We start from the raw sequence: 16,394 nt of genomic DNA on the forward strand, positions 1-16,394 counted from the left end.
GGCGCAGGACTACGACGACCGCTGGTACCTCACCGGTTCGGTCGGATACAACCTGCAGGACGAAGACCGTCGTACGGACGACGCGTTCGCCGCCGCCCTGGGCGTGGGCCGCTTCATCAGCCCCGAGTGGTCGGTGGAAGGCGCGCTGAACTACCAGAACCCGCAGTTCAAGCACAACAGCGACCTGCTGTGGAGCCAGTACGGCGTGTCGGTGGACTTCCGCCGCCACTTCATCAGCGAGGAGCGCAACTGGGCCCCGTACCTGCTGTTCGGCCTGGGCTACCAGCGTTCGGAAGAGGAGTACGTGGCGACGTCGGGCACCGAATCGCCGCTGCAGCGCGAGGACGGCAACCTGGCGGCGAAGGTCGGCGTGGGCGTGCAGGGTGACTTCTCGCGCCGCGTGGCGGTGCGTGCCGAACTGGCGACCCGCTTCGACTTCGACACCAGCAGCTACGCGGCCGAGAGCGGCACCGACTCGTCGGGCTACCCGCACCAGATGGAGGAGAGCTACTTCTCCGACGTGATCGCGTCGCTGGGCGTGATCATCCCGCTGGGTCCGGAGCCGACCAAGCCGGTGGCCCCGCCGCCGCCGCCGCCGGCGGCCGAGCCGGCTCCGCCGCCGCCGCCGGCGCCGATCACGATCGACCTGAACGGCGTGAACTTCGACTTCGACAAGGCGACGCTGCGTCCTGACGCGGTGCAGATCCTGAACGAGGCGGTGGAGATCCTGCGCCGCTATCCGGAGCTGCGCGTGGAAGTGGCCGGCCACACCGACCTGTGCGGTCCGGACGCCTACAACCAGCGCCTGTCGGAGCGTCGTGCGGCCGCGGTGTACGACTACCTGACCAGCAACGGCATCGACGCCAGCCGTCTATCGGGCCCGGTGGGTTACGGCGAGAGCCGTCCGCTGGAGCCGACCCCGCAGACGCTGCCGGGGTGCAAGAGCGAGGTGAACCGTCGCACCGAGCTGAACGTCCAGAACTGATCCGGACGCACAGTGCAGACCAGGAAGCCCGGCCACGTGCCGGGCTTCCTTTTTGTGCGCGGTCGCCCGCCGTGGCATCCATGCCCTTGTCGTCGCCTCAGGCGCTGCTACACTCCGCCGCAACTGTGCAAGGGGTAGCGACGATGCGTGGACTGGCGATGGTGGTGCTTTCGATGGCGGCGTTCGGCGCGCAGGCGTCGTCGAGCCAGTGCCAGGACATCGCCGCCCGGCCGACGGCGGTGCGTCCCACCGTCCTCACGCCGGTGGCGGCCGGCTTCGCGGTGGTCAATCCGCAGCTGGGTTCGCAGCGTGGCGTGCTGGCGCCCGACTACGACGAGACGCAGTCGGTCGACAACGTGCTCTGGCGCCTGAAGGTGGAAGGCTGCCGCAGCCTGGCCGCGGCCCCCGCCGCGACCGCCACCCCGGCCGGCTACGTGAAGAAGACCGAATTCGACAACACGCCGTACCGGTTCAACATGACCCAGAACGGCCGGCGCATGACGGCCGACGATTTCGACGCGTGGCTGCAGGCCAACGGCTACAGCGCCGGTCGCCGCGTCGATCCCAACGCGCAGCAGCAGGCGCCCGCCGAGGCCGGCGCCGCCGAGGCCGCGCCGCAGCAGTAAGGCGCGAGGGCCGCGGCAGGGTGCCGCGACCCGCCCGGCGCGTGCTCAGCCCCCGAGTACGCCCAGTTCCCGCCCGACCCGGACGAAGGCGTCGATTGCCCGGTCCAGGTGTTCGCGCGTGTGCGCTGCGGACATCTGGGTGCGGATCCTGGCCTGCCCCTTGGGCACCACCGGGAAGAAGAAGCCGATCGCGTACACCCCTTCTTCCAGCAGGCGCTGGGCGAACCGCTGCGCGAGCGGGGCGTCGTAGAGCATGACCGGGCAGATCGGGTGGTCGCCCGGGCGCAGGTCGAAGCCCGCGGCGGACATGCGTTCGCGGAAATAGGCGGTGTTCTCGCGCAGCCGCTGGCGCAGCTCGTCGGCGGAGGCGAGCATCTCGAACGCGCGGATCCCGGCGGCGACCACGTGCGGCGGCAGCGAATTGGAGAACAGGTACGGACGCGAGCGCTGGCGCAGCAGCTCGATGACTTCCGCGCTGGCGGTGGTGAAACCGCCCAGCGCCCCGCCCATGGCCTTGCCGAGGGTGCCGGTGATGATGTCGATGCGGTCCAGCACGCCCTTGACCTCGGCCGAGCCGCGGCCGGTGGCGCCGAGGAAGCCGGTGGCGTGGCATTCGTCGATGTGGACCAGGGCGCCATACCGTTCCGCGAGCGCGGTGATCTCGTCCAGCGGGGCGACGAACCCGTCCATCGAGAACACGCCGTCGGTGGTGATCATGATCGTGCGCGCGCCGTCCGCCTTCGCCTGCTGCAGCTGCTTCTCCAGGTCGGCCATGTCGCAGTTGGAGTAGCGGTAGCGCCTGGCCTTGCACAGGCGCACGCCGTCGATGATCGAGGCGTGGTTGAGCGCGTCGGAGATGATCGCGTCGTTCTCGTCCAGCAGCGGCTCGAACAGGCCGCCGTTGGCGTCGAAGCAGGCGGCGTAGAGGATCGTGTCCTGCTTGCCGAAGAAGTCGGCGATGGTGCGCTCGAGCCGCTTGTGCAGGTCCTGGGTGCCGCAGATGAAGCGCACCGAGGCCATGCCGAAGCCGTGGCTGTCGAGCGCCTGCTTCGCCGCCTCGATCATGGCAGGGTGGTCGGCCAGGCCGAGGTAGTTGTTGGCGCAGAAGTTCAGCACCCGGCGCCCGTCCTCGAGCGTGATCTCCGCCGCCTGCGGGCTGGTGATGATCCGCTCGGACTTGAACAGTCCCGCTTCGCGGATCTCGTCGAGGGTCTCGGCGTAACGGGTGGTCAGGGACATCGGTGGAACCTCCTGTCGCCCAAGGGCAGGGTATGGGGGCGGACGCGTGCGTCGCGGGGCGCCGTGAAGTGTCTGGCCGGGCTCAGGTCCAGCTCAGCACGACCTTCCCGCACTTGCCGCCTTCCATCAGGTCGAAGCCCTTCTGGAAGTCGTCGGCGTGCAGCTGGTGGCTGAGCACCTTGCCGAGCGGGAAGCCCGACAGCACCAGCTGGGTCATCTTGTACCAGGTCTCGTACATGCGACGGCCGTAGATGCCCTGCACGGTCAGGCCCTTGAAGATGATCCGGTCCCAGTCCACGCCCGCGCCCTTGGGCAGGATGCCGAGCAGGGCGACCTTGCCGCCGTGGTACATGGCGTCGAGCATGTCGTTGAAGGCGCGCGGGTTGCCGCTCATCTCCAGGCCCACGTCGAAGCCGTCCATGTGCAGGTCGGCCATCACGTCCTTCAGCGAGGTGTTGGCGACGTTGACCACGCGCGTGGCGCCCATGTCGGCGGCCAGCTTGAGCCGGTAGTCGTTGACGTCGGTCACGACCACGTTGCGGGCGCCGATGTGCTTGCAGATGCCGGCCGCCATGACCCCGATCGGGCCGGCGCCGGTGATCAGCACGTCCTCGCCGACCACGTCGAACTCGAGCGCGCAGTGCGCGGCGTTGCCGTAGGGGTCGAAGAACGCGGCCAGCTCGCTCGGCACCTGGTCGGGCACCGGCCACAGGTTGCTGGCCGGCATGACGATGTACTCGGCGAAGGCGCCGTCGCGGTTCACGCCGATGCCGACCGTGTTCGGACACAGGTGCTGCTTGCCGGCGCGGCAGTTGCGGCAGTGGCCGCAGACGATGTGGCCCTCGGCCGACACGCGCTGGCCGACGCTGTAGCCCGACACGCCCGGACCGAGCGCCGCGACGCGGCCGACGAACTCGTGGCCGACCACCAGACCCTGCCGGATCGTGCGCTGGGCCCACTCGTCCCAGAGGTAGATGTGCAGGTCGGTGCCGCAGATGGCGGTCTTCTCGACCCGGATCAGCACCTCGTTGGGGCCGGGGGCCGGGACCGGCACCTCCTCCATCCACAGGCCCTTGGCGGTCTCGCGCTTGACCAGCGCCTTCATGGTTTGGCTCATCGTGCCGTCCTGGAGGAGGGGGCGGAAAGTATAAGTTGCACCGGCAACCGAGCGCGCCTCCGCGCCGCCCCGTGGGCCGGGCGGGGGCAGGGGGTCTAGAATCCCGACTCTTTCACCTGGAACCGTTCCGGCATGCGTCGTATCGCCCCGACCCTGGCCACGCTGGCCCTGGCCTTCGCCCCCGTTCCCGCGGCCCTGGCCGACGAAGGCATGTGGCTGCCTTCGCAGCTGCCCGACGTCGCCGGGGAGATGCGGGCGGCGGGCTACCGCGGCGATCCGGCCGGACTGGCCGACCTGACCGCGGCTCCGATGAACGCGGTGGTGCGCGTCGGCGGCGGGACCGGCGCCTTCGTCTCGGCGCAGGGCCTGGTGCTGACCAACCACCACGTCGCCTTCGGCGTGATCCAGTACAACAGCGGCAAGGGCCGGGACGGCGTCGAGCGCGACCTGATCGGGGAGGGCTACATCGCCCCGGACCGCACGGCCGAACTCCCGGCCAGCCCCGACTTCCGCGTGCTGGTGACCACCGGCTTCGACCGGATCACCGACCGCGTGCTCGAAGCCGCCCGCGGCCGGACGGGCCGCGCCTACCACGATGCGGTCGATGCCGCCGGCAAGGCCGCGGTGGCCGAGTGCGAGGCCGAACCCGGCTACCGGTGCTCGATGGCGACCATGGACTACGGCCGCGACTTCTACCTGGTACGCCAGCTGGAACTGCGCGACGTGCGCCTGGTCTATGCGCCGCCGAGCGCGATCGGCCGCTACGGCGACGAGATCGACAACTTCATGTGGCCGCGCCACAGCGGCGACTTCACCCTGCTGCGCGCCTACGTCGGGCCCGACGGGAAGCCGGCGCCGTACGCGCCCGGCAACGTGCCCTATGCGCCCCCGTCGCACCTGCAAGTGTCGGTGGAGCCGGTCCGGGAGGGCGACTTCGCCATGCTCGCCGGCTATCCCGGCACGACCTACCGCCATCGCACCGCGTCGGAGTTCCGCGACCAGGTCGAGTCGCAGCTGCCCTGGCGCGTGGACACCTTCGGCGCCCTCGTCGACGTGCTGGAACGGGCCGGTGCCCGCGACCGCGCCGCCGCCACCCTCTACGCCTCGCAGCTGGCCAGCCTGAAGAACAACCTCAAGCGCGCCCGGGGCGAACTCGACGGACTGCGCCGCAGCGACGCGGTGGCCGTGCGCGCGCAGGACGAGGCGCGGATGCTGGCCTGGGTCGAGCGCCAGCCGGACGCGGCGCGGATGCGCCGCGACGTCGCCGCCACCGAGCGCCTGCTGGCGGACGCCAGGGCGACCCGCGAGCGCGACCAGCTGTTCGGCCTGATGCGCAGCCAGACCCAGCTGCTGCGCAGCGCCCTGCAGCTGCAGCGGCTCGCGGTCGAACGCGGCAAGCCCGATCCGGAGCGCGAGAGCGGCTACCAGCAGCGCGACGAAGCACTGATCGAGGGCCAGCTGCGCCAGGTGCAGCGCCGCTACGCGCCCGAGGTCGAGCAGGCCCTGCTGGCCGAACTGCTGCGGCGCTACCACGCGTTGCCGGCCGGCCAGCGCCTGCCCGAGGTCGATGTGGTCTTCGGTGCCGACGAGGCCGCCAGCAGGCAGGCGCTGGCGCGGCTGTACGGGCAGACCCGGCTCGGCGACGAGGAGGTCAGGCTGGCGCTGTTCAAGGCTTCGCCCGAGGCCATCGCCGCCGACGCCGACCCGCTGATGCGCGCCGCCGCGGTCCTGCTGCCGGCGGTGCTGCGGCTCGAGGCCGAGGAGAAGGAACGCGCGGGCGAGCTCCTGCGCCTGCGGCCGACCTACATGCGGGCCCTGGGTGGTTTCCGCGCCTCGCGGGGGCAGGCGGTGTATCCGGACGCGAACGGCACCCTGCGGGTGAGCTTCGGGCGGGTCAGCCCGATGTCGCCGCGCGACGCCGTCGACTACCGGCCGCTGACGACGGTGGCCGGGATCCTCGAGAAGCACACCGGCATCGAGCCCTTCGACGCGCCGCCCGCGCTGCGCGAGGCGATCGCCCGCGGCGACTTCGGCAGTACCGCCGACCCGACGCTCGGCACCCAGACCGTGAACTTCCTCACCAACCTCGACACCACCGGCGGCAACTCCGGTTCGCCGGTGCTCGACGCCGACAATCGCCTGGTGGGGTTGAACTTCGACAGCAACTGGGAGGCGGTCAGCGCCAGCTGGATGTTCGATCCGCGCTACAAGCGCGCGATCCACGTCGACATGCGCTACATGCGCTGGCTGATGGCCAAGGTCTACCCGGCGCCGCACCTGCTCGCGGAGATGAGCCTGCCGGCGCAGTGACCCCGCGTCCCGCATCCTTCAACACACGAACCGAGGAACGACGATGAGAACGACTCTCCTGGCAGCCGCCCTGCTGGTGGCCGGCACGGCCCATGCGGCCGAGGGCATGTGGGTCCCGCAGCAGCTGCCGGAGATTTCCGCGGCGCTGAAGAAGGCCGGGCTCAAGCTCGACCCGAAGCAGCTGGCCGACCTCACCGGCGACCCGCTGGGCGCGGTGGTCTCGCTCGGCGGTTGCACCGCCAGCTTCGTCTCGCCGCAGGGCCTGGTGGCGACCAACCACCACTGCGCCTACGGCGCGATCCAGCTCAACTCGACCCCGGAGAACAACCTGCTGCGCGACGGCTTCAACGCCGCGGGGCAGGGCGACGAGATCACGGCCGGGCCGAACGCGCGCATCTACGTGCTCGATTCGATCACCGACGTCAGCGATCGCGTTCAGGCGGCGATCGCCGCCGCCGACGGCCCGCTCGGGCGCACCCGCGCCCTGGATGCGGTCGAGAAGCAGCTGGTGTCCGAGTGCGAGGCCGAGCCGGGTTACCGTTGCAGCCTCTACAGCTTCCTCGGCGGCAACACCTACCGCCTGTTCCGCAACCTCGAGATCCGCGACGTGCGGCTGGTCTATGCGCCGCCCGGCGGCGTCGGCAATTTCGGCGGCGAGGTCGATAACTGGATGTGGCCGCGCCACACCGGCGACTTCGCCTTCTACCGTGCGTACGTGGGGCCCGACGGCAAGCCGGCGGCGTTCTCGCCGGACAACGTGCCGTACCAGCCTCGCCACTGGCTGAAGATCGCCGACCGCCCGCTGCGCGAGGGCAGCTTCGTGATGGTCGCCGGCTACCCGGGCCGTACCAGCCGTTACGCGCTGGCCGGCGAGTTCGAGGACACGGTGGAATGGACCTATCCCTCGATCGTGCGCCACTACCGCGCGATGGCCGCGCTGGTGGAGGAGCGCGGCAAGGCCGACCCCGACATCGAGGTCCGATACGCCAGCACCGTGCGCGGCTGGGAAAACACGATGAAGAACTACCAGGGCCAGCTCGAGGGCTTCGCCCGGATCGGCGCGGCGGAGCGCAAGCGCGCCGAGGAAGACGCCGTGCTGGCCTGGCTGGCCGGTCGCGGCGACGAGGGCGCGGCGGCGGTCGAGGCGCACCGCAAGCTGGTCGAGCTGGACGAGGCCGAGCGCGCCACCCGCGACCGCGACCTGGTGCTGCGCATGCTCCATAACACCGGCGCGCTCTCGGCCGCGATCACGCTGTACAGGCTGGCGGTCGAGCGCGAGAAGCCCGACGCCGAACGCGAGCAGGGCTACCAGGAGCGCGACCTGCCCACGATCGAGGGCGGGCTGCGGCAGATGGAGCGACGTTACGTGGCGGCGATGGACCGTGAGCTGCAGCGCTACTGGCTGTCGGAGTACGTCAAGCTGCCGGTGGAGCAGCGCGTGCCGGCACTCGACAAGTGGCTCGGCGGCGACGGCGAGGCGGCGGTCGAGGCCGCGCTCGACCGGCTGGCGAAGTCCAGGGTCGGCGAGACCCCGGTGCGCATGGCCTGGTTCGAGGCCGGGCGCAAGGAGCTCGAAGGCAACCGCGACCCGGCGATCGCGTACGCGGTGGCGATGATGCCGACCCTGCTCGAGCTGGAGCAGGAACGCAAGGTCCGCGCCGGCGAGCGCCTGGCGGCACGCCCGGTGTACCTGCAGGCGATGGCGGACTACCGCCGCAGCCAGGGCGGCAGCGTATACCCGGACGCGAACTCCTCGCTGCGCATCACCTTCGGCAACGTGGTTCCGTACACCGGCCTGGACGGCACCCGGCACCAGGCCTTCACCCGGCTCGAGGAGGTGGCGGCCAAGGCCACCGGCGAAGCGCCGTTCGATGCGCCGCAGGCGCTGCTCGACGCGGTCGCGCAAGGGCGACACGGGGGCCTGGCCGACCGCCGCCTGCGCACGGTGCCGGTGAACTTCCTGTCGGACCTGGACGTGACCGGCGGCAATTCCGGCTCGCCCGTCCTCGACGCGCAGGGCCGCCTGGTCGGCCTGCTGTTCGACATGAACTGGGAAGCGGTGGTGTCGAACTGGGTGTTCGACGCCGGCATGACCCGCACCATCTCGGTCGACCAGCGCTACATGCGCTGGATCATGCAGGAGGTGTTCCCGGCGCCGCGGCTGCTGGAGGAAATGGGCGTCCCGGCCGGGCGCTGAGCCCGCGGGCGGCCGGGTTCGCTTAGACTATGCGCCGCGCGGGCGCCGGACGCCCGCGCGCCCGCAACGCGAACCCACCTTCCTGGACCCGCAGCCGCATGAGAATCCTGCTTGCCCGTCACGGCGAGACGCCGTGGAATGCCGAAGGCCGTTACCAGGGGCAGGAGGACATCCCGCTGTCGCCGGTGGGCGAGAAGCAGGCGCGGCTGCTGGGCGAACGGCTGCGCGACGTGCGCATCGACAAGGCGGTCAGTTCGCCGCTGACCCGCGCCTACCACACCGGCCAGCTGGCGCTGGGCGAGGCGCGCGCGCCGATGCTCACCACCGAGATGGGCTTCATGGAGATCGCCCACGGCACCTGGGAAGGCAAGCTCGCCAGCGAAATCGCCGAACTGGACCCGGACCTGCTGCGCGCCTGGCGCGAGGCGCCCGACACCGTGCAGATGCCGGGCGGCGAGTCGCTCAAGCAGGTGCTCGCGCGCTCGTGGGAGGCGCTGGAGTGGTCGGTCGAGGGCCTTGGCGGCAACGACACCCTGCTGGTCGTCGCGCACGACGCGGTCAACCGCGTGATCCTGTGCAACGTGCTGGGCATCCCGCTGTCGCGGCTGTGGTCGTTCCGGCAGGCGCCGACCACGCTCAACCTGCTCGAGGGCGACGACCTGTCGCGCCTGGAGGTGGTGCGGCTCAACGACTGCTCGCACCACACGGCCTTCTTCGGCGAGGCGGTGCACCGGGCGCTCTGAGCGCCGGTCGCTGCCGCGCCCGGCCGTGCGCGCCGCCGTCACGGTCGGCGCGAACCGCGATCGTCCGGCCAACCTGGTCCAACGCCGTGCCTGAGACGCTGACAGACTGGCTTGCCTGGATCGAACGCCAGCATCCGCGGGCGATCGAGATGGGCCTCGATCGCGTGCGCGAGGTCGCCGCGCGCATGCGGCTGGGGCGTCCGGCCCGGCGCGTGGTCACCGTGGCCGGGACCAATGGCAAGGGTTCGACGGTCGCCTTCGTCGAGGCGATCGCGCGGGCGGCCGGGCTGCGCACCGGCGCCTACACCTCGCCGCACCTGTTCGAATACCGCGAACGCGTGCGCATCGACGGCGCCGATGCCGGCGACGACGCGCTCGTGGAGGCCTTCGCCGCGGTGGAGGCGGCGCGCCGCGCGACGCCGCTGACCTACTTCGAGTTCGGCACCCTGGCGGCGCTGTGGCTGTTCGGGCGCGCCGGACTGGACCTGGCGATCCTCGAGGTCGGCCTCGGCGGGCGCCTGGACGCGACCAACCTGGTCGATCCGGACGTGGCCGTCATTACCACGGTCGACCTGGACCACCAGGACTGGCTGGGCCCGGACCGCGAGGCGATCGGCGCCGAGAAGGCGGGGATCGTCCGCGCCTGGAAGCCGGTGGTGCTGGGCGAGGACGACCCGCCCTCGAGCGTGCTGCGCCATGCCTACGCCCTGGGGGCGTCGGCGATCCGCGCCGGCAGCGACTTCTTCTTCGAACCGCTGGACGACGGTGGCTGGCGCTGGCGCGAACTCGACTACGCGCTGGACCTGCCGCCGCTGGCGCTCGATGCGCCGGTGCAGATGCGCAACGCGGCCACCGCGATCGCCGCGCTGCGGGCACTGGACATCGAGTTGCCGGAGCAGGCGTTCGCGCGCGGCGTCGCCCGGACCCGCCTGCCCGGGCGGCTGCAGGCCTTCGCGCACGATGGGGTGGAGGTGCGCGTCGACGTGGGACACAACCCGCAGGCGGCGCGCGAACTGGCCGCGTGGTTGCGTGCGCGTCCCGTGGCGGGGCGCACCCACGTGCTGTACGCGCCCCTGGCCGACAAGGATGCCGCCGGCGTGGTGGAAGCGTTCGATGGCGCGGTCGACCGCTGGTGGCTTGCCGGGACGCCGGGCGCCGGCGCGCGCGGGATCGCGATGGACGCGCTGGCCGCGCGCCTGGGCGGGAGCGCGGCCGGGAACGCACAGGCCTTCCCCGGGCCGCAGGACGCGTTGGACGTGCTGCTCATGGCCGCGGCGCCGGGCGACCGCGTGCTCGTGTTCGGGTCGTTCCACGCCGCCGAAGCCGCGTTGCGCCGGCTGCGTGGCCGGGGTTCAGAAGCCGGCGCCGACGCGGGCGTATAATCCGCGGGCCCGCCGCCCTTGCCGAACCTGGTCGGAACCTGATGGATGCCGGACTCAAACAGCGCCTGATCGGTGCCGCCGTACTGGTCGCGCTGGCCGTGATCTTCCTGCCGATGCTGGTCAAGGGCCCGGCCCCCGACAGCGGGGTCTCCGACCTGTCGATGCGCGTGCCCGACGCGCCGCAGGAGGGCTACCGCACCGTCGACCTGCCGCTGGTGGTGCCGCCCGAGGCGCCGGGCGGCGGGGTGCTGCCGGTGCCCGAGCCCGCCCCCGGGGACGGATTGCCGACGGTCGATACCGCCACCGCCTCGCCCGATGGCGACATGCTGGTCGAAGACGCGCCGCTCCCGGACGATGCCGCGGACCTGGCCACGCCGCCGGCCACGCGCCCGGCCGAACCCGCGCAAGCGGCAGCCCCGAGGCCGGCACCGGAGCCGGCGCGGCCCGACGCCGCCGCCGCGCCGAAGCTGCCGCCGACAGCCGCGGGCGGCGACTACGTGGTGCATTTCGGCGCCTTCTCCACCGAACGCGATGCGCAGCTGATCGTGCGCCAGCTGGGCGAGGCGGGCCTGACCGCCTATGCCGAGCCTTTCACGCTCAACGGGCGCCCGGCCCAGCGCGTGCGCCTGGGGCCGTACGCCTCGCGCGAGGCGGCCGAAGTGGTGCGGGTGCGCGCGGCCCAGGTCCGCAATGACGTGACCCCGCGGGTCCTGGCGCTCGATGCCGAGGCGCCGGCCGCGCCTGCCGCGACGCCTGCCCGCGGCGCCACCGCATCCACCGCGCCGGCGTCCCCGGCGCCGGCGGCCGGGGCGCCTGCGTCCCGCACCACGCCGGCGACCGCCGCGCCGGGCGTCGGCTTCGCCGTGCAGGTCGGCGCCTTCAGCAATGCCGCCGAGGCCGAACGCCTGCGCGAGCGCCTGCGCGGCCTGGGCTTCACCGCCTTCACCGACACGGTGGACACCGAACGCGGCCGCCTGACCCGGGTCAAGGCCGGGCCGGTGCCCGCGCGCGAGGACGCCGAGCGGCTCAAGTCGCAACTGCGCAGCCGCGCGGGGCTCGACGGGCTGGTCCGCCCGCACCCTTGAGCGTCCACGCAACCGCCCTCTTCCCGCAGTCCCGCCAGCAGCCCGAACCGGAACCACAGCCATGTGCGGCATCATCGGCATCGTCGCCACCACCGAAGTCGCGACCGCGCTCTACGACGGGCTGACCGTGCTCCAGCACCGCGGCCAGGACGCGGCCGGCATCGCCACCGCGAACGGCACCCAGCTGCGCGTGCACAAGGGCAACGGCCTGGTGCGCGACGTGTTCGACGCGCGGGCGATGCGGCTGCTGCAGGGCAGGGTGGGCATCGGCCACTGCCGTTATCCCACCGCAGGCAGCGAGGGCAGCGACGAGGCGCAGCCGTTCTACGTGAACTCGCCCTACGGCATCGCCCTGGCCCACAACGGCAACCTGGTGAACACCGACACCCTGCGCCGCGAGGTGTTCGAGCAGGACCGCCGCAATATCAACACCCAGTCCGACTCGGAAGTGCTGCTCAACGTGTTCGCGCACGAGCTCGACAAGAGCCGCACGCTCACGCCCGAGGCCGCGTTCCGCGCGATCGAGGGCGTGAACCGGCGCGCGCGCGGCGGCTACGCCGTGGTCGCGACGGTGCTGGGCCTGGGCCTGGTGGCATTCCGCGACCCGCACGGCATCCGCCCGCTGGTGCTGGGCAAGCGCGAGACCGAGGCCGGCAACGAGTACGCGATCGCTTCCGAATCGGTGGCGCTGGACATCCTCGGCTTCGAGCGCGTGCGCGACATCGGGCCCGGCGAGGGCGTGGTGGTGACCTCGCGCGGCGAGCTGCACACCCGCCAGTGCGCCGAGGCCGGCGTGCACGCCCCGTGCATCTTCGAATACGTGTACTTCGCCCGCCCCGACTCGATGATCGAGAATATCTCGGTGCACAAGGCGCGCATGCGCATGGGCGTGACCCTGGGCGAGAAGATCCTGCGCCTGCGCCCGGATCACGACATCGACACCGTGATCCCGATCCCGGACACCTCGCGCGACGCCGCGCTGGAGCTGGCCAACACGATCGGGGTGAAGTACCGCGAGGGCTTCATCAAGAACCGCTACGTCGGCCGCACCTTCATCATGCCGGGGCAGGGCGAGCGGGTGAAGTCGGTCAAGCGCAAGCTCAACCCGATCCCGCTGGAGTTCCGCAACCGCGTGGTACTGCTGGTCGATGACTCGATCGTGCGCGGCACCACCTCGCAGCAGATCGTGCAGATGGCGCGCGACGCCGGCGCGCGCAAGGTGTACCTGGCCTCGGCCGCGCCGCCGGTGCGCCACCCCAACATCTACGGCATCGACATGCCCACGCCCGAGGAACTCATCGCGCACGGCCGCAGCGAGGAGGAGATCGAGCGCATGATCGGCTGCGACTGGCTGGTCTACCAGGACCTGCCGGACCTGGAGAAGGCCGTGGCCGGGCCCAAGTTCGAGGGCATGCGGTTCGATACATCCTGCTTCAGCGGCGAGTACGTGACCGGCGTGGACCCCGGCTACTTCGACGGCCTGCGCCAGCTGCGCTCGGACGACGCCAAGCGCCAGCGCCGGCTCGCGCTCTGAACCCGGGCCGATGCCGACGCTGTTCGAGGCCGCGCGCGAGTGCCTGGACGCGGCGGCGGTCGACGACAAGATCGCGCTGACCCGCGCCCACGCCGCCGCATTCGCCCGCGGCGAACTCGCGGTGCCGGATGAGGCGCCGCCGCCCGATCCCATCCGCATGCCTGGGCGCCCGCCGCGCCCGCGCCTGGTGCACCCGCGCGAACTGCCGCGCCGTGGCCTGGGCAGCGACCCCGGCCGCGCCGCCTTCCTCCACGCGATCGCCCACATCGAACTCAACGCGGTCGACCTGGCCTGGGATGCGGCCTACCGCTTCCGCGGGATGCCGCCGGACTACTACGCGGACTGGGTGCGGATCGCCGACGACGAGGCCCGCCATTTCCTCCTGCTGCGCGAACGGCTGCGCGCGTTCGGCCACGACTACGGCGACTTCGACGCCCACAACGGCCTGTGGGAGATGTGCGAGAAGACCGCGCACGACGGGCTTGCGCGCATGGCGCTGGTGCCGCGGGTGCTGGAGGCCCGGGGGCTGGACGTGACGCCCGGGATGATCGCGAAACTGCGCTCGCTCGGCGACGACGCATCGGCCGACGCGCTGGAGGTGATCCTGCGCGAGGAGGTCGCGCACGTCGCCGCCGGCAGCCGCTGGTTCCGCTGGTTCTGCGAGCGGCGCGGCGTGGTTCCGGAACCGACGTTCCGCGCGCTGCTGGCCGAATACGCGCGCGCGGTGCTGCACGGCCCGTTCAACCTCGAGGCGCGCGGCGCCGCCGGCTTCAGCGAGGAGGAACTGGCCGCGCTGCAGCAGGCCGCGCAAGACGCCGCCGCGACGCCGTAGGAGTGGCTTCAGCCGCGACCGCGATCCGGACAATTCGGGAAGGCCGGTCCAGGGAAGCCCGACCCGCCCGGTCGCGGCTGAAGCCGCTCCTACAGCCCGTCCTGCGGGGCGAGGGGCAGGGCGCGCAGGTCGTAGCCTCCGTCCGACACGCGCAGCACCGAGCCCTGGGTGTACCAGTCGCCGAGCACGATCCGGCGGCGCGCGCGGCCGCCCGCTTCCAGCGCGTGGATCGCGGGCCGGTGGGTGTGGCCGTGGATCAGGGTGTCCACGCCGTAGCGGACGAAGGTGTCCTCGACCGTGGCCGGGGCGACGTCCGTGATCGTCTCCATCGTGCCCGCCTGCTGCAGTCCGCCCTGGTGGGCCTGGCTGGCGGCGCGCGCGCGGGCCGCGAACTCGAGCCGGGCCTGCAGCGGCTGGGCGAGGAAACCCGCCTGCCATGCCGGATCGCGGGTCTGGGCGCGGAAGGCCTGGTAGGCGTGGTCGTCCGTGCACAGCTGGTCGCCGTGGCTGATGAGCACCGGCGCGCCCGCGAGGACGATCACCGCCGGGTCGGGCAGGATCGCGAAGCCCGCCCGGGCCGCGTAGCCGGCGCCGAGCAGGAAGTCGCGGTTGCCACGCTGGAAGTACACCGGCACGCCGGCGTCGGCGAGCGCGCGCAGCCGTTCGGCCACCACCGCGCCGGCCTCGGACGGATCGTCGTCGCCCACCCAGGCCTCGAACAGGTCGCCGAGGATGTACAGGGCCTCGGCGTCGCGGGCCTCGCCGTCGAGGAAGCCGCAGAACAGGCGCGTGATGTGCGGCCGGGCCGGGTCCAGGTGCAGGTCGGAGATGAACAGCGTCGCCATCGCGCGATTGTAGGCGTCCGCCGGGGCGGTGGCGGCCCCGACCCGGTAACATGGGCGTCTTTCCAGCCCTGCCTGCCCAGATGACCTGCCGTACCCGCTTCGCCCCCAGTCCCACCGGCTTCCTGCACATCGGCGGCGCGCGCACCGCGCTGTACTGCTGGCTGGAGGCGCGGCACCGCGGCGGCCAGTTCATCCTGCGGATCGAGGACACCGACCGCGAGCGCAGCACCCAGGCCGCGATCGACGCGATCCTCGAGGCCATGGACTGGCTGGGGCTGGACTACGACGAAGGCCCGATCTTCCAGACCCAGCGCCTGGACCGCTACCGCGAGGTCGCCGAACGGCTGGTGGCCGAGGGCAAGGCCTACTACGCCTACGAGAGCAGGGAGGAGCTCGAGGCGATGCGCGAGGCCGCGATGGCCCGCGGCGAGAAGCCGCGCTACAACGGCGCGTACCGCGACCGCGACGAGCCCAGGCGCGACGATCCGAACCGGGTGATCCGGTTCAAGAACCCGCAGGGCGGCGTGGTGGCCTGGGACGACAAGGTCAAGGGCCGGATCGAGATCGCCAACAGCGAACTCGACGACCTGGTGATCCTGCGCGCCGACGGCTACGCCACCTACAACTTCGCGGTGGTGGTCGACGACATGGACATGCGCATCACCGACGTGGTGCGCGGCGACGACCACGTCAACAACACCCCGCGCCAGATCAACCTTTACCGCGCGCTGGGCGCGCCGGTGCCGGACTTCGCGCACCTGCCGATGATCCTCGACGAGCACGGCGCCAAGCTCAGCAAGCGCACCGGCGCGGCCGACGTCATGCAGTACCGCGACGCCGGATACCTGCCGCACGCGCTGCTCAACTACCTGGTGCGGCTGGGCTGGTCGCACGGCGACCAGGAGATCTTCTCCATCGAGGAGATGCAGCGCCTGTTCGAGCTCAAGGACGTCAATGCCAAGGCCTCGCGCCTGGACCCGGCCAAGCTCGGCTGGCTCAACCAGCAGTACCTGAAGAACGACGACCCCGCCGACGTCGCCCGGCACCTGGAATGGCACCTGCGCCAGTGCGGCTTCGACCTGTCCGCCGGTCCCGCGCCGGCCGACGTCGTGGTCGCGCTGCGCGACCGCGTGCAGACGCTGCGCGACATGGCCGAGCGCGCCTCGGTCTGGTTCCGCCCGCTCGAGCGCTACGACGACGCGGCCGTGGCCAAGCACCTGAAGGCCGGCGCGGACACGCCGCTCAGGGACGCGCGCGAGCGCTTGGCCGCGCTGCCGGAGTGGACCGTGGAGGCGATCGGTGCCGCGCTGCAGGCCACCGCCGAGGCGCTGGGCCTGGGCATGGGCAAGGTGGCCCAGCCGATGCGGGTGGCGATCACCGGCACCCAGGTCAGTCCCGACATCGCCCATACCGTGTACCTGGCCGGCCGCGAGGAGGCGCTCAGGCGCATCGACGCCGCCATCGCCCTGGTGCCCGCCGGTTGAGAACCGGCCGCGGCG

Annotated in this window: 13 protein-coding genes; 10 read left to right on the forward strand and 3 right to left on the reverse strand. The window is 72.0% G+C overall.

Going from position 1 to position 16,394, the window contains the following annotated elements; translation table 11 throughout:
* Together LUTJ29_RS0108870 and LUTJ29_RS16860 are read left to right on the forward strand one after the other, a co-directional pair.
* Positions 1-985: OmpA family protein (locus LUTJ29_RS0108870; RefSeq protein ID WP_027072214.1), on the forward strand; the 985-nt coding region annotated here is incomplete at its 5' end.
* A gap of 143 nt (positions 986-1,128) precedes the next feature.
* Complete coding sequence (locus tag LUTJ29_RS16860) at positions 1,129-1,611, forward strand: hypothetical protein (RefSeq protein ID WP_043741000.1); 483 nt, start codon at positions 1,129-1,131, stop codon at positions 1,609-1,611.
* Between the two features lie 45 nt (positions 1,612-1,656).
* Here the strand turns inward: LUTJ29_RS16860 and kbl are convergent, their stop codons facing one another.
* Positions 1,657-2,850 carry a glycine C-acetyltransferase gene (gene kbl / locus LUTJ29_RS0108880; protein WP_027072215.1) on the reverse strand — a complete coding sequence of 398 codons (1,194 nt, stop codon included), beginning with the start codon at positions 2,848-2,850 and terminating at the stop codon, positions 1,657-1,659.
* Positions 2,851-2,932: 82 nt separating this feature from the next.
* A complete protein-coding gene (gene tdh, locus LUTJ29_RS0108885) occupies positions 2,933-3,967 on the reverse strand; it encodes an L-threonine 3-dehydrogenase (RefSeq protein WP_027072216.1) in 1,035 nt (344 codons plus the stop codon).
* A 210-nt stretch (positions 3,968-4,177) separates the two neighbouring features.
* Between tdh and LUTJ29_RS0108890 the strand changes: the two genes are divergently transcribed.
* From LUTJ29_RS0108890 to LUTJ29_RS0108920, 7 genes are all read left to right on the forward strand, one after another.
* Positions 4,178-6,277 (forward strand): S46 family peptidase, encoded by a 2,100-nt coding sequence (locus LUTJ29_RS0108890; RefSeq protein ID WP_232221195.1) that lies wholly within the window; start codon positions 4,178-4,180, stop codon positions 6,275-6,277.
* A 43-nt stretch (positions 6,278-6,320) separates the two neighbouring features.
* Complete coding sequence (locus tag LUTJ29_RS0108895) at positions 6,321-8,474, forward strand: S46 family peptidase (RefSeq protein WP_027072218.1); 2,154 nt, start codon at positions 6,321-6,323, stop codon at positions 8,472-8,474.
* 98 nt (positions 8,475-8,572) lie between these two features.
* A complete protein-coding gene (locus LUTJ29_RS0108900; RefSeq protein ID WP_027072219.1) occupies positions 8,573-9,217 on the forward strand; it encodes a histidine phosphatase family protein in 645 nt (214 codons plus the stop codon).
* 86 nt (positions 9,218-9,303) lie between these two features.
* A complete protein-coding gene (folC, locus tag LUTJ29_RS16865; protein WP_051322872.1) occupies positions 9,304-10,599 on the forward strand; it encodes a bifunctional tetrahydrofolate synthase/dihydrofolate synthase in 1,296 nt (431 codons plus the stop codon).
* Between the two features lie 41 nt (positions 10,600-10,640).
* Entirely contained in the window at positions 10,641-11,684 is a 1,044-nt protein-coding gene (locus LUTJ29_RS0108910; protein ID WP_027072220.1) for an SPOR domain-containing protein, read from the forward strand.
* 61 nt (positions 11,685-11,745) lie between these two features.
* On the forward strand, positions 11,746-13,218 hold the full coding sequence (gene purF, locus LUTJ29_RS0108915) for an amidophosphoribosyltransferase (protein WP_027072221.1): 1,473 nt from the start codon (positions 11,746-11,748) through the stop codon (positions 13,216-13,218).
* 10 nt (positions 13,219-13,228) lie between these two features.
* Positions 13,229-14,050 carry a ferritin-like domain-containing protein gene (locus LUTJ29_RS0108920; RefSeq protein WP_027072222.1) on the forward strand — a complete coding sequence of 274 codons (822 nt, stop codon included), beginning with the start codon at positions 13,229-13,231 and terminating at the stop codon, positions 14,048-14,050.
* An 89-nt stretch (positions 14,051-14,139) separates the two neighbouring features.
* Here the strand turns inward: LUTJ29_RS0108920 and lpxH are convergent, their stop codons facing one another.
* A complete protein-coding gene (lpxH, locus tag LUTJ29_RS0108925) occupies positions 14,140-14,895 on the reverse strand; it encodes a UDP-2,3-diacylglucosamine diphosphatase (protein ID WP_027072223.1) in 756 nt (251 codons plus the stop codon).
* Between the two features lie 80 nt (positions 14,896-14,975).
* Here lpxH and gltX point away from each other — a divergent pair, with 80 nt between their 5' ends.
* The gene (gltX, locus tag LUTJ29_RS0108930) at positions 14,976-16,379 is read left to right on the forward strand and encodes a glutamate--tRNA ligase (protein ID WP_027072224.1); all 1,404 of its coding nucleotides are present in this window, start codon (positions 14,976-14,978) and stop codon (positions 16,377-16,379) included.
* Positions 16,380-16,394: the final 15 nt, after the last annotated feature.

The organism is Luteimonas sp. J29, from assembly GCF_000472505.1.
GTDB lineage: Bacteria > Pseudomonadota > Gammaproteobacteria > Xanthomonadales > Xanthomonadaceae > Luteimonas.